A 13,834-nucleotide genomic window follows, 5' to 3' on the forward strand; every position below is an offset into this window, starting at 1 on the left:
GCGCCACCCCCGGCGGCAGCCCCAACGGCGCAGCCTCCCCGCGCAGCCTGCGCGCTCAGGTGGGCTCCTCGGTGCGCGACGGCTGGCGGGCCGTCACCGGCTCCCCGCAGCTGTACGGACCGCTGTCGCGGTGCGTGACGCTGATGGTGCCCGTGGGGGCCGTGCTGGCGCTGCTGCCGCTGGAGGCCAAGGAGAACATCCAGACCGGCGTCATCGGCTACGGCGGGCTGCTGTTCGCGCTCGGTCTGGGCACCACGCTGGGGGTGGTGTCGGTCCCGTTGCTGGAGCGTCGATTCCGGCTCAACGCCCTGTCGGTGATCTGCATCCTGGTCTTCGCCGTGGCGGTGCTGGGCATCAGCCAGTGGGACAGCACGCTGCTGGATGCGACGTTCCTGCTGTTTGTGGGACTGGCCTGGAGCGTCCTGAGCACCAGTCACCAAGGTCGCCGTGCAGATCTCCTCGCCGCCGGCCGCCCGCGGGCTGACCACGTCGTTCTATGGGATGGCGTTGCAGGGCTCGATCGCGGTGGGCAGCTTCGTGTTCGGTCTGCTCAGCCGGTACGTCGGGGTCAGCCCGAGCATCCTGGTCGCGGGACTGCTCGCCCTGACCGGTCTGTTGCTGGTCCGGCGGTATCCGCTACCGGATCCGGCCGGCCCCAGCTCCGTCGGCGACGGTTCAGCCGCCTGACTCGACCAACTCCGACAATTCCAGCCAGCGGTTCTCTTTGCCGGCCATCTCGTCCTCCAACTGGCGCAACTCGGTGGTGAGCCGGCCGAGGCTCTGGCGGTCGGACTGGTCGTGGTCGGCGATCTCGACGTGCTTGACGTTGATCCGCTCGGCGAGTTTGGCCAGCGCCCGATCCAGCGCGGCGATCTCCTTCTGCACGTTGCGTAACTCGGAACCCGACAACGCCGCCGGCGTACCGGCGGGGCGGTCCGTGCGCGCTTGGCCGGAGGCGGACCGCTGGTGCTCGGCGATCCGCACATATTCGTCGACCCCGCCGGGCAGGTGCCGTAGGTGCCCGCCGATCACGGCGTATTGCTGGTCGGTCACCCGCTCCAGCAGATAGCGGTCGTGGGAGACGACGATCAGCGTGCCGGGCCAGGAATCGAGTAGATCCTCTGTGGCCGAGAGCATGTCGATATCGACGTCGTTGGTCGGCTCGTCGAGGATCAGCACGTTGGGCTCTTCCAGCAGCGTCAGCATCAGCTGAAGTCGCCGCCGCTGCCCGCCGGACAGTTCGCCCACCCGCGCCGACAGCTGGTCGCGGCGAAAACCCAAGCGCTCCAACACTTGCGCGGGGGTCAGTTCCTTACCGTCGACGACGTAGCCGGTCTTGAGCCGGCCGATCACCTCGCGCACCAGGTCGTCGTCGAGCTCCGCGAGCTGGCCGCCCTGCTGGTCGAGGATGCCCAGCCGCACGGTCTTGCCTCGTTTGACCCGGCCGCTGTCCGGCGCCACGGTGCCGGCGATCAGCCCCAGCAGGGTGGACTTACCCGCGCCGTTGGCGCCGACGATCCCGGTGCGCTCGCCCGGGGCGATGCGCCACTCCACGTTCTGCAGCACCGGTTTGCCGCCGAAAGACACCGACACCTCCAGCAGATCGACGACATCCTTGCCGAGCCGGGCGGTGGCCAGCTTAGCCAGCTCGACGGTGTTGCGGATCGGTGGGACGTCGGCGATCAGCTGGTTGGCTGCGTCGATACGGAATTTCGGCTTTGAGGTGCGGGCCGGGGCGCCGCGGCGCAACCACGCCAGCTCCTTGCGCATGAGGTTCTGCCGCTTGGCTTCGGTGGCCGCGGCGATCCGGTCGCGCTCCACCCGCTGCAGGACGTACGCGGCGTAGCCGCCGTCGAACGGCTCGACAACGCCCCCGTTCGGTCCCTCGTGAACCTCCCACGTCATGGTGGCGACCTCGTCGAGGAACCACCGGTCGTGGGTCACCACCAGCAGCCCGCCGGTGTTGCGGGCCCAGCGCTGCCGCAGATGCGCGGCCAGCCAGGTGATGCCCTCGACGTCGAGGTGGTTGGTCGGTTCGTCGAGGGCGATGACGTCCCAGTCACCGATTAGCAGCGCGGCCAGTTGCACCCGGCGCCGCTGCCCGCCCGACAGCGTCCCCACGGCGGCATTCCAGTCCAGGTCGGAGGCCAGACCGGTGACCACGTCCCGCACCCGGGCGTCGCCGGCCCACTCGTGGTCGGCCCGATCGCCGACCAGGGCGGCGCCGACGGTGCCGGCCGGATCCAGAGTGTCGGCCTGCTCCAGCGCCGCCACCCGCAGGCCGCCGCGGCGGGTCACCCGACCGGAGTTCGGTTCGAGCCGACCGGTCAGCATCGCCATCAGGCTGGACTTGCCCTCGCCGTTGCGGCCCACGATCCCGACCCGGTCGCCGTCGTTGACCCCGACGGTGACGGAGTCGAACACGACCTGCGTCGGGTACTCCAGATGCAGTGCCTCGGCGCCGAGCAGGTGTGCCACCGGGACGACCTTACTGATCGGCAAACGAGCAGGCTGCAGGGCGTCTGCGAGTTCGGCGACCGGTCCGGAATGTGCCATGATGAGCGGGCTGTTGGGGAGGACAGACAGCGGATGAGGGAGCAGACGTGGACCTGAGTTTGTCGGCACTCACCAGACCGCTTGAGCGGCTGGTGGCCACCGCTCAGAACGGTTTTGAGGTGGCGCGCTACGGCGGCCTGGACACCGGTGTGGTGCCCTCGCCGTTTCAGATCGTGGAGAGCACCAACATGTACAAGCTCCGGCGGTACTTCCCGCCGGACAACCGCCCGGGCATGGCCAAAGCCGGCCCGCCGGTGCTGATGGTGCACCCGATGATGATGTCGGCCAACATGTGGGACGTCACCCGGGAGGATGGCGCCGTCGGCATCCTGCGCGCCGCGGGACTGGACACCTGGGTGATCGACTACGGCTCGCCCGACGAGGTCGAGGGCGGTATGGAACGCACCCTCACCGACCACATCGTCGCGCTCAGCCAGGCCATCGACACGGTGCGCGAAACCACCGGGCAGAAGGTCCATCTCGCCGGCTACTCCCAAGGCGGCATGTTCTGCTACCAGACCGCTGCCTTCCGGCGGTCCAAGGACGTCGCCAGCATCATCGCGTTCGGTTCGCCGGTGGACACCCTGGCCGGGCTGCCGGGCGGGCTGCCCGCGAATCTCGCTGTCGGAGTCGCCGATTTCCTCGCCGACCACGTCTTCAACCGCATCGACATCCCGGGCTGGCTGGCCCGCGCCGGTTTCCAGATGCTCGACCCGCTGAAGACCGCCAAGTCCCGCGTCGAGTTCCTGCTGCAGCTGCACGACCGGGAATCCCTGCTCCCGCGCGAACAGCAGCGCCGGTTCCTCGACCGGGAGGGCTGGATCGCCTGGTCCGGTCCGGCGGTCGCCGAACTGCTCAAGCAGTTCGTCACCCACAACCGGATGATGACCGGCGGCTTCGCCATTCAGGGTCAGCTGGTGACGCTGTCCGACATCACCTGCCCGATCTTGGCGTTCGTCGGCGAGGTCGACGACATCGGCCAGCCGCCGGCGGTGCGCGGCATCAAGCGGGCCGCCCCCAACGCCGACGTCTACGAGGTGATGATCCGGGCGGGTCACTTCGGTCTCGTGGTGGGCTCGAAGGCCGCCGCCAACACCTGGCCGACGGTGGCCGACTGGGTGCTGTGGGTGGCCGGCGGCGAACCGCGCCCGGCCAATGTCGCGCTGATGGCCGACGTGCCGGCCGAGACTCCCGACTCCTCCGGGGTGCCGTTGACGTCGCGGCTGATGCTCGGCATGGCCGAGGCGTCCGAGCTGGCGCTCACGTTCGCCAAGGGGGCGGCGGATGCTGTTGTGACGGCGAACAACTCGGTGCGCACACTCGCCGTCGAAACCGTGCGCACCCTGCCGCGTCTGGTCCGCCTCGGACAGATCAACGATCACACCCGAATCTCGTTGGGCCGCATCATCGAAGAGCAGGCGCAGGAGGCGCCGCAGGGCGAGTTCCTCCTGTTCGACGGCCGGGTGCACACCTACCAGGCGGTCAACCGCCGTATCGACAACGTGGTGCGCGGTCTGATCGAGGTGGGCGTCCGCCAGGGCAGCCGGGTCGGCGTCCTGATGGACACCCGGCCCAGCGCACTGGTCGCGATCGCCGCGCTGTCGCGACTGGGTGCCGTCGCGGTGTTGATGCCGCCTGACGCGGACCTGGCGCAGGCCGCCCGCCTCGGCGGCGTCACCGACGTCATCACCGATCCGGCCAATCTCGCGGCCGCCCGCGCGCTGCCGGTCCAGGTGCTCGTGCTCGGCGGCGGCGAAAGCCGCACCCTCGACCTCCCCGAGGACAGCGACATCGTCGACATGGAGCGGATCGACCCGGACGCGGTCGAACTGCCGGGCTGGTACCGGCCCAACCCGTCGTACGCCCGCGACGTCGCCTTCGTGGTGTTCAACGCCGTCGGCGGCGGGGAACTGGTGCCCAAGCAGATCACCAACTACCGGTGGGCGCTGTCGGCGTTCGGCACGGCCTCGGCCGCCGCGCTGAACCGCAACGACACCGTGTACTGCCTGACCCCGCTGCACAACCAGGCCGGCCTGCTGGTCAGCCTCGGCGGCTCGGTGGTCGCCGGCTCGCGGATCGCGCTGTCGCGCGGGCTGAACCCCGAGCGCTTCCTCGACGAGGTCCGCCAGTACGGGGTCACGGTGGTCACCTACACCTGGTCGATGCTGCGCGAGGTCATCGACGACCCGAACTTTTCGATGGCGGGCAACAACCCGATCCGGCTGTTCATGGGCTCGGGCATGCCGACCGGGCTGTGGGAACGCATCCTGGAGGTGTTCGCCCCGGCCAAGATCGTGGAGTTCTTCGCCACCTCCGACGGCCAGGCCGTGCTGGCCAACGTCGCCGGTATGAAAGTCGGCAGCGAGGGCCGCCCGCTGCCGGGCGGCGGTGAGGTCGAACTGGGCGCCTACGACCCCGACGCCGACCTCATCCTCGAAGACAACCGCGGCTTCGTGCGGGTCGCCGGCCGGGACGAGGTCGGGCTGCTGCTGGCCAAGCCCTGGGGTCCGATCGACCCGACGGCGTCGATCAAGCGGGGCGTGTTCGCCGCGGGTGACATCTGGATCTCCACCGAGTACGTCTTCTACCGCGACGGCGACGGCGACTTCTGGCTGCTGGGCAACCGCTCCGGGCTGCTGCGCACCTCGCGCGGGGTGGTGTTCCCGGCGCCCATCACCGACGCCATCGGCGCCCTCTCCGTGGTGGACCTGGCCGTCACCTACGGGGTGGAGACCCCGGCCGGCACCCGCGCCGTCACCGCACTGACCCTGCGGCCCGGCATGTCCGTCACCGCGGCCGACATCGGGGAGGCGGTGTCGAAGATGCCCGCCGGCCTGCCGCCGGACATCGTGCACGTCGTTCCCCAGTTGGCCGTCAGCGCCTCCTACCGTCCGGTGGTGTCGGCGTTGCGGGCTGCCGGCATCCCGAAGCCCGGCCGTAACAGCTGGTATCTGGACACCGATACAGGCCAATACAAGAGGTTGACGGGCGCTGTCCGGTCGGCGCTCGTCGGCGGCGACGCCTGACCTGCGCCTGACCTGCGCCTGACGTGCGTCTGATCTGCGCTGTTAGGCTGGCTGATCACAACGAAGCCGGGCTCAGGCTTGGGTGGAGGAGAGCGATGACGGGGAAGATCACCGGGCGCCGGGCGCTGCGCAACGCTGCAGTGGGTGCGGCTTTGTCCGCCGGACTGGTCCTCGGGCCGCTGGCTGTCGCGCACGCCGACCCGTCGCTGGTTCCCACACCAGCTCCCAAGCCCACGGTCACAGCTGAGGGCGGTGCGGCCGAGGGGGCCGCCGCTGCCGTCGCGGCCGCCCCGAAAGCGGCCCCCGACGTCCTGGACGCCCTGGCGGAGGAGTACGGGGTCGGCTCCGGCGGCGGTCAGCTGTCGAATCTGCTGAAAGTTTCGCTGAAACTGCGCGCGATGGGCTTCAAGCCGTCCAAGCAGTATCTCGACGAACTGCGCACAGCGATGAACTACCGTCCCAACCAACTGCCGCTGATCGATGCCCTCAAGGACACCATCGCCTACCAGCAGAAGCTGAAGGCGCAGATGGACATCCTCACCAAGGCGCAGTCCCAGCAGAACCCCGGCAACGCGGTGATGGGAGCCGGGCAGATGCCCGCCGCCGGCAACCCGGCCAATGTGGTTCCGGGCGCACCCGCGCCGGGCGCACCCGCGCCGGGCGCCCCCGCGCCGGGAGCCGTGGTGCCGGCGCCGCCGATCATGCAACCGATGCCGCCGAGCCCCTGATGCGTGTGCTCGATCCCAAGCTGCTCCAGATCCTGGTGTGTCCCGCCGACCGTGGACCGCTGCTGCTCGCCGACGATGCTTCCGGCGCCGCCGTGCTCTACAACCCGCGGCTGCGCAAGGCCTACCGCATCGAGGACGGTATTCCGGTGCTGCTGATCGACGAAGCTGTCGACGTCGGCCCCGAGGACCATCAGCGCTTGATCGGCAGCTCGGCCTAGCTCGAATTTTGCCGCCCGAATTTGGCCGCCGCGCAGTGTCGACCACAATGTCGGTGACTGCCCAGTCGTGATTCCGGAGGCTTCTTGATCGAGCTAAGCTCCGCCGCCAGCGCACCCGACCCCGCTGTCCTGCGCAGCCCGGGCGGATTCACCTGGTTCTACGTCGACCTCGTCGACAATCAGGGCCGCGGTGCCACCGTCATCTGGTCCTGGGGCCTGCCGTTCCTGCCCGGATATGCCCGGGCTGCCCGCGCCGGACGTCCGGAGCTTCCGATCGACCGGCCCAGCGTCAACATCGTCGTCTACGGCGACGGCCGGGAGCGCTTCTACCTGCTGTCCGAGCTGCCGCCCGACCAGTGTTCCTGGGGTGACGACGGACGGTCATGGCGGCTGGGCGACTGTTCCTTCACCTGGACCGACACCCCGGACGGCGCCGGTGGGACCGTCCGGTCACTGCAGGGCACCCTCGACCTGGCCCTGCCGACCGGCGGCCGGGCGACCGGCGAACTCCTGCTCACCGGCGCGCTGCGCCGGGACAACCCGGTGCAGCCCGACCCGGACTGCACACACATCTGGACGCCGATGATGGCGGCCAGCCGGGGCGGCCTGCGGCTGAACACCCCCAGCGGCGAATTCGTGGTCGACGGCCGTGGTTACCACGACCGCAACAGCGCCGTCCGGCCGCTGCACGACCTGGGCATCCAGAGCTGGTGGTGGGGCCGCGTCGCCCTGCCCGGCCGGGACCTGATCTTCTACCGGCTCACGCCGTCGGCGCCCGACGCCGCACCGCGCGACCTCGTCGTCGAACTCGCCGTGGACGGGTCGTGCCGGGCCAGGGAGGACGCCGGTCTGCAGGTCGGCGGGCTGCGCCGCAGCCCGTGGGGGCTGCGGTGGCCGGCCACCGCGGTGTTCGACGACCCCGACGGCCGGCCGGTGCACGTCGAGGTGACGTCTCTGCTGGACAACGGTCCGTTCTATCAGCGGTACCTGCTACGCGGCCGGTGCGGCGGCAGCGAAGGTGGTGAAGAGGGCTGGGGCATCGGCGAACATCTGGTGCCCGACCGGGTCGACACCGACCTGCTGCGCCCGCTGGTCCGGATGCGGGTGCACCGCGCAGCCGGCCCGAATTCGATGTGGCTGCCGCTGTTCTCCGGCGACAGCGACGGCCGGTGGTCCCGGCTGCTCGGGTTGTCCGGGGAAGTGCGGGCGTGAACTGGGGCGGTCCGTGGGCGCAGGCTTTGGCCGTCCTGCTGGCCGCGCCGGCGCTGGTCCAACTGGCCCTGGTCGCGTTCAACGCCGTGTTCTGGACCCGCGGCGGTGCGCTGCCGGCCGCCGCCCGGGTCGCGCCCGGCGGGGTCAGCGTGCTCATCCCGGCGCGCGACGAGGTCTCCAATATCGAGCGCTGCGTGCGCGCGGCTGACGCTGCTCACGGCCCGGTCAGCGAGATCATCGTCTACGACGACGGATCCACCGACGGGACCGGTGCGGTGCTGGCCCGGTTGCAGACGCAACTGTCCCGCCTGACGGTGATCAGCGGTGAGCCTCTGCCGGCCGGCTGGGTCGGCAAGCCACACGCCCTGCACCGGCTCAGTGCGGCGGCGACAACCGATCTGCTGTTGAACGTCGACGCCGACGTCGTGTTGAGGGAGGACGGACTGTTGCGCCTGCTGTCGCTGCTCGGTTCCGCCGATCAGGTACCCGGCGGACTGGACGCCGCGGTGGTCACTGCGGTGCCGCGTCAGCGCACCGGCAGCTTCGCCGAACGGCTGATGATGCCGCTGCTGCATCTGTCCTACGTCGCCTGGTTGCCGATGCCGCTGATTCACCGGACCCGCGATCCGCGGGTGCTGGCGGCCAACGGCCAGCTGTTGCTGATCCGGCGCTCGGCGCTGGACGCCGTCGGCGGCTGGCAGCACGTGCGCACAGCGCTGGTCGACGATATGGCCCTGTGCCGGGCGGTCAAGAAGAGCGGCCGGCGGGTCGTCTTCGCCGACGGCGACCAGATGGCCCAGTGCCGGATGTACGCCGACGGCGCCGCACTGAGAGAAGGCTTCGCCAAGAACTTCTACGAGGGCATCGGCGGCAACCCACTGGCCCTGGTGATCGTGGTGGCGTTGCACCTGGTCTGTTTCGTGGCGCCCTACCTGGCCCTGCCGGTCGCCGCGCTGCTCGGCGCATGGGGTGTGGCGGCCGGAGCGGCCGTCGGGGTGGCCGCGAATGTGGTCCTGCGGTTGATCATGGCCCGCCGGTACGGCCATAGCCTGGTGAGCGTGCTGCTGCATCCGGTCGCCGTTGTGCTCATGATGGGCGTGCTGGTGGAGAGCTTCCGCTGCAGCCGCCGCGGCGACATCCGGTGGCGGGGCCGATCCTATGCTGCACGGGCGCAGCGGGAGACGGCATGAACCCGCTGATGAGCCCGCCGGACGGCGCCGACGACCGGGCGGCGCTGGCCCGGGCCGGCGACACCCGCTGGCCCGGCTTCCTCGACCAGGCCCGCCGCTACTCGCGGCAGCGGGTGGCCCTCTCCCTGGACGGGCTGTGGGTGGCCGGGCTCGACGAGGTCCGCACCGCGCTGGCCGACCGGCCTTTGCTCATCGCGCCCAACCACGTCGCCTGGTGGGACACCCTGCTGCTGGTGGTACTCGACGAGGTGCTCGACGGAGTCGGCTGGGCCATCATGGATGCCGACAATCTGCGGGTCCTGCCGTTCCTCGGCTGGGTCGGCGCTCTGCCTCTGGACCGTCGCAGCCCCGAACGTAGCCGGGAATGTCTGGAGGCCTCCGCCGCGCTGCTCGACCGGCCCGGCCGTGCGGTGTGGATGTTCCCGCAGGGCCGCCAGCGCCCCGCCCATCTGCGGCCGCTGGACCTCAAGCCGCACGGCCTGCAGATCCTGCACCGCCGCAGCCCGGTGGACGTCGTCGCGGTGAGCATCAACTATGTGTTTCTGGAGCGCAACCGGCCCGCCGCGGTCGTCCGGTTCTCCGCGCCGATGCCTGCTGAAATTGTCGCGGCCGAGCGTCTGGTGCCGGCGGTGGAGAGCGCGCTGCTCGACGGCCTCGCCGAGATCGACGCCGCCGCCATCGCCGCCACCGACGGCGGGAGGGCCCGCACCCACCCGCGCGACCCGCTGCCCGGCTTCACTCCGCTGGTGCGCCCGCGCGGGCCGCTGCCGCAGAATGGGATCGGCGGCCGGCTGCTACGGGCCTACCAGAGCCGGCGGCCTCATGCCCGCTGACCGCGACGAGGTGCTGATCGTCGGCGCCGGGATCGGGGGCCTGGCCGCCGCGCTGGCGCTGGCCGCCCGCGGTCTGCCGGTTCGGGTCATCGACGCCGCCGAGCGTCCCGGCGGAAAAGCCGGGATCGTCGAGGTCGATGGGGTCGAGGTGGAGACCGGTCCCAGCGTGCTGACGCTGCCCGAGGTGTTCGGCCGGGTCTTCGCCCGCGCGGGTCTGCGCCTGCAGGACGTGGTCGGTCTTCGCCGGTTGGACCCGGGCTTCCGGTACCGCTACGCCGACGGCTGCGTGCTCGACGTCGCCCACGACCCGCACGACACGCTGGCCGGCGTCCGGTCGGCGCTGGGCCCGGCCGCCGAAGCCGAACTGGCGGGCTTCCTGGCCTACAGTCGCGGCATCTGGGACGCCGCGGCGCCGAATTTCGTCCTCGGCCCGGCCCCGAGCTGGCCGGCTATGGTCGCGCTCGCGTTGCGGCGTCCACGCGCGCTGCTCAGCGTCGACCCGATGCGCAGCATGGCCGCCGGTATCGACGGCCACGTCCGCGAACCGCATCTGCGAATGTTGTTGCGCCGCTACGCCACCTACAACGGCAGCGACCCTCGGCAGGCCCCGGCCACCCTGAACTGCATCGCCCACGTCGAACTGTCGCTGGGCGGGTACGGGGTGCAGGGCGGCATCTACGCACTGGTGCGGGCACTGGTCGCGGCGATCGAGGCGTGCGGCGGCGTCGTCGAGTGCGGGGTGGCGGTGCAGCGGGTGCTCGTCGATAACGGAACCGCCGTCGGCGTTGAGCTGGCCGGCGGAACCCGGCGCCACGGCCGTGCGGTGGTGGTCAACGCCGACGTCGGACAGCTGCGCGCTGCACTTCTGCCCGAGGCCGGTCGGTATCTGCCCGCCGCGGCGCAGCCCTCGATGTCGGGGTGGACCGCAGCGCTGCGTGCCGCCCGCCGGCCGGATCGGTTGCCGCACGAGGTGCTGTTCCCGGCCGACTACGAGGCGGAGTTCGCCGACATCTTCGACCGGGACTGCCCCCCGGCGGCGCCGACGGTCTACCTGTGCGCGCAGGAGCGCTGCCACGGGACATCCGCGTGGCCGGACGCCGAACCGGTGTTCGTGATGGCCAACGCCCCGGCCGAGCCGGCCACCGGTGTCCGGTCGCCGCAGGTGTGGGCCGACCTGGAGGCCGCCGTCGAGCGGCGGATCCGCGCTGTGGGACTGTGGAGCGCCGGCGACGCGCTGGTCTGGCGCCGCACCCCGACGGACCTGGCGGCGGCGTTTCCGGGCAGCCGCGGCGCCATCTACGGCGCAGCCAGCAATGACCGTTTCGCCGCGTTCAAGCGGCCACCCAACCGGATCCGCGGTCTGGGTGGTCTGTACCTCGCCTCGGGCAGCGCCCACCCCGGCGGCGGTCTGCCGATGGTCGCGCTGTCCGGCCTGGCCGCGGCGGACTGCCTCGGTGCCGACCTCGGCCTGCCCGCGATGGCCGAATAAAGCCGCGGCTCAGGGGGTTCGGCGACGCAGCGTCGCGGCGGCCAGCGTGAGCGCACCCGCGGCGAACACCACCACAACCACCACCACCAGGTTCTTCACATGGATCGCCGTGCCCATGGAGCCGATCGTCGCGCCGCGGTGCCCGGGTGTGAACGCCCGGGTGTCAACGCCCGGGTGTCAACGGCGGCGTCAGGGCACAATTCACACGTGACCACCGGCGCCGACCGTCTGCAGGTCGACCCGCTCACCGCCGCCGAACGCTTGGTCGGCGCGGTGATCAACGCCGGTGGCGTGCGTGCCCGCATCGTGGAGGTCGAGGCTTACGGCGGTCCTGCCGACGGTCCGTGGCCCGACGCCGCGGCGCATTCCTACCGCGGGCTCACCGCCCGCAATGCCGTCATGTTCGGTCAGCCGGGCCGGCTCTACACCTACCGCAGCCACGGAATCCATGTGTGCGCCAACGTGTCCTGCGGACCGGACGGAACCGCGGCCGCGGTGCTGTTGCGCGCGGCGGTCGTCGAGTCCGGTGCGCAGGCAGCCCAGCTGCGCCGCGGACCCGCCGTCGCACCGCTGGCGCTGGCCCGCGGCCCCGGAAACCTCTGTTCGGCGCTGGGTATCACCATGGGGGACAACGGTATCGACGTGTTCGGCCCCGGCTCACCGGTCACCATCGAACTGCGTGACCCGGTAGCCGTGACGGCCGGCCCCCGGGTCGGCGTCAGTGAGGCCGCCGATCGGGCCTGGCGGCTGTGGATTCCGGGCCACCCCGAGGTGTCGGCGTACCGCCGCAGTTCCCGCGCGCCCCGACCGGGCTTCGGTGACTGACACCAGGGAAGATCACTGCCCATGGGAACGACGATGGGAACGACGATTCTCGACGAACTGAACTGGCGGGGTCTCATCGCACAGTCCACCGATATCGACGCGTTGGCCGCCGCCGCGGCGCAACCGCCGATGACGGTGTACGCCGGTTTCGATCCGACCGCTGCCAGCCTGCACGCCGGGCACCTGGTGCCGCTGCTGACCCTGCAGCGCTTCCAGCGCGGCGGGCACCGGCCGATCGTGCTGGCCGGGGGAGCCACCGGGCTGATCGGAGACCCGCGGGACACCGGTGAGCGGACCATGAACACCACCGACACCGTCGCCGCATGGTCGGAGCGCATCCGCGGTCAGCTGGAACGGTTCGTCGACTTCGACGATTCGCCGACCGGGGCGGTGGTGGAGAACAACCTCACCTGGACCCAGCCCATGGGCGCCATCGAGTTCCTCCGTGACGTCGGCAAGCACTTCTCGGTCAACGTCATGCTCGACCGCGACACCATCCGCCGGCGGCTGGACTCCGACGGCATCTCCTACACCGAGTTCAGTTACATGCTCCTGCAGGCCAACGATTACGTGGAGTTGCACCAGCGCTACGGGTGCTCGCTGCAGATCGGCGGATCCGACCAGTGGGGCAACATCATCGCCGGGGTGCGGCTGGTCCGGCAAAAACTCGGCGCCTCCGTACATGCGATGACGGTGCCGCTGGTCACCGCCGCCGACGGCACCAAGTTCGGCAAGTCGACCGGGGGTGGCAACCTCTGGCTGGATCCCGAGATGACCAGCCCGTACGCCTGGTATCAGTACTTCGTCAACACCGCCGATGCCGATGTCATCCGGTACCTGCGGTGGTTCACGTTCCTGCCCGCCGAGGAGCTCGCCGAGTTGGAGGACGCCACCGCCAACCGGCCGCACGAGCGGGCCGCGCAACGGCGGCTGGCCCGCGAACTGACCACCCTGGTGCACGGGACGGCGGCGACAGAGTCCGTCGAACACGCCTCGGGGGCGCTGTTCGGGCGTGGTGACCTCGACCGGCTCGACGAGGCGACCCTTGCGGCGGCCCTCAACGAGACGGCGGTCGCGGAGTTGGCGCCCGGCGGACCCGACAGCATCATCGATCTGCTGGTCGCGACCGGTTTGTCGGCCAGCAAGGGAGCCGCGCGGCGCACCGTCGCCGAAGGCGGGGTCTCGGTCAACAACATCCGGGTGCAGAGCGAGGAGTGGGTGGCGGCGCCGGAGCACTTCCTGCACGGACGCTGGCTGGTGCTGCGCCGGGGCAAGCGGAATATCGCTGGAGTGCAGCGCGTTGGAGCTGAACAGCGCAGCTAGACGGCCGCGCCGGCGAGTGTGATGTAGGTCAAACTCTTTTGTTGCCCAGGGGATTTGACTCGCGCAAGCCCCTGACGTAACTTAGGGAAGTCGTTGCGACGCGGTAGCCCGCTGAGCGCGACGGCATCTCACGGAATCACTCCAGATTTCTGGAGTGTTCCACCTGTCCGCACGACGAGCAAGCGGTAATCGCCGCGGGTGACTCGCGCGGCCGGGCAGAGGTGCAAGGGTGTGTTGTTTGAGAACTCAATAGTGTGTTTGGTGGTTTTTGTTTGTTGTTTTTGTTTTTTGTCATGTCTGGGCTCCCCCGGGTTTGGGTGTGACTGTTTTTGCCAGTTTTGACTGGTTGCTTTGGTCAGGCTTGTTCTGATTCGAATTCACCTGTCTGTGGATGGGTTGTTTTTGTTTGGAGAGTTTGATTCTGAACAAGCCTG

Annotated in this window: 11 protein-coding genes and 1 pseudogene; 11 read left to right on the forward strand and 1 reads right to left on the reverse strand. The window is 70.3% G+C overall.

The window, feature by feature from the left end:
* Window positions 1–71: 71 nt before the first annotated feature.
* Both ADBZ6I_RS10345 and ADBZ6I_RS10350 read left to right on the forward strand, forming a co-directional pair.
* Window positions 72–374 (forward strand): annotated as a pseudogene (locus ADBZ6I_RS10345) (MFS transporter); the annotation flags it as partial.
* 73 nt (window positions 375–447) lie between these two features.
* Window positions 448–687 carry a hypothetical protein gene (locus tag ADBZ6I_RS10350; RefSeq protein WP_526383461.1) on the forward strand — a complete coding sequence of 80 codons (240 nt, stop codon included), beginning with the start codon at window positions 448–450 and terminating at the stop codon, window positions 685–687.
* Here ADBZ6I_RS10350 and ADBZ6I_RS10355 read toward each other — a convergent pair.
* A complete protein-coding gene (locus ADBZ6I_RS10355; RefSeq protein ID WP_526383477.1) occupies window positions 676–2,478 on the reverse strand; it encodes an ABC-F family ATP-binding cassette domain-containing protein in 1,803 nt (600 codons plus the stop codon). The genes ADBZ6I_RS10350 and ADBZ6I_RS10355 overlap by 12 nt on opposite strands.
* Before the next feature lie 125 nt (window positions 2,479–2,603).
* Here ADBZ6I_RS10355 and ADBZ6I_RS10360 point away from each other — a divergent pair, with 125 nt between their 5' ends.
* From ADBZ6I_RS10360 to tyrS, 9 genes are all read left to right on the forward strand, one after another.
* A complete protein-coding gene (locus ADBZ6I_RS10360) occupies window positions 2,604–5,582 on the forward strand; it encodes an alpha/beta fold hydrolase (protein ID WP_526383463.1) in 2,979 nt (992 codons plus the stop codon).
* A gap of 95 nt (window positions 5,583–5,677) precedes the next feature.
* A complete protein-coding gene (locus ADBZ6I_RS10365) occupies window positions 5,678–6,310 on the forward strand; it encodes a hypothetical protein (RefSeq protein ID WP_526383465.1) in 633 nt (210 codons plus the stop codon).
* Between the two features lie 5 nt (window positions 6,311–6,315).
* Window positions 6,316–6,528, forward strand: coding sequence for a Trm112 family protein (locus ADBZ6I_RS10370; RefSeq protein WP_526383479.1), 213 nt, complete (start codon window positions 6,316–6,318; stop codon window positions 6,526–6,528).
* 84 nt (window positions 6,529–6,612) lie between these two features.
* Complete coding sequence (locus ADBZ6I_RS10375; protein WP_526383467.1) at window positions 6,613–7,740, forward strand: carotenoid 1,2-hydratase family protein; 1,128 nt, start codon at window positions 6,613–6,615, stop codon at window positions 7,738–7,740.
* Window positions 7,737–8,930, forward strand: coding sequence for a glycosyltransferase family 2 protein (locus ADBZ6I_RS10380; RefSeq protein WP_526383469.1), 1,194 nt, complete (start codon window positions 7,737–7,739; stop codon window positions 8,928–8,930). The genes ADBZ6I_RS10375 and ADBZ6I_RS10380 overlap by 4 nt, the downstream gene beginning before the upstream one ends.
* Window positions 8,927–9,763: a lysophospholipid acyltransferase family protein gene (locus ADBZ6I_RS10385; RefSeq protein ID WP_526383471.1), complete on the forward strand. Its 837-nt coding sequence runs from the start codon at window positions 8,927–8,929 to the stop codon at window positions 9,761–9,763. Before ADBZ6I_RS10380 ends, ADBZ6I_RS10385 begins: the two co-directional genes overlap by 4 nt.
* Complete coding sequence (locus ADBZ6I_RS10390; RefSeq protein WP_526383473.1) at window positions 9,753–11,252, forward strand: phytoene desaturase family protein; 1,500 nt, start codon at window positions 9,753–9,755, stop codon at window positions 11,250–11,252. Before ADBZ6I_RS10385 ends, ADBZ6I_RS10390 begins: the two co-directional genes overlap by 11 nt.
* Window positions 11,253–11,459: 207 nt before the next feature.
* Window positions 11,460–12,077 carry a DNA-3-methyladenine glycosylase gene (locus tag ADBZ6I_RS10395; RefSeq protein WP_526383475.1) on the forward strand — a complete coding sequence of 206 codons (618 nt, stop codon included), beginning with the start codon at window positions 11,460–11,462 and terminating at the stop codon, window positions 12,075–12,077.
* Between the two features lie 33 nt (window positions 12,078–12,110).
* A complete protein-coding gene (tyrS, locus tag ADBZ6I_RS10400) occupies window positions 12,111–13,400 on the forward strand; it encodes a tyrosine--tRNA ligase (protein ID WP_526383481.1) in 1,290 nt (429 codons plus the stop codon).
* The last annotated feature ends 434 nt before the right edge of the window (window positions 13,401–13,834 follow it).

This window comes from Mycobacterium sp., from assembly GCF_044342925.1.
Classification (GTDB): Bacteria; Actinomycetota; Actinomycetes; order Mycobacteriales; family Mycobacteriaceae; genus Mycobacterium.

Bases quoted from the DNA above. Each gene is read 5' to 3' on its own strand.
- tyrS (WP_526383481.1), top strand. From the start codon at position 12,111: ATGGGAACGACGATTCTCGACGAACTGAACTGGCGGGGTCTCATCGCA.
- ADBZ6I_RS10390 (WP_526383473.1), top strand. From the start codon at position 9,753: ATGCCCGCTGACCGCGACGAGGTGCTGATCGTCGGCGCCGGGATCGGG.
- ADBZ6I_RS10385 (WP_526383471.1), top strand. From the start codon at position 8,927: ATGAACCCGCTGATGAGCCCGCCGGACGGCGCCGACGACCGGGCGGCG.
- ADBZ6I_RS10365 (WP_526383465.1), top strand. From the start codon at position 5,678: ATGACGGGGAAGATCACCGGGCGCCGGGCGCTGCGCAACGCTGCAGTG.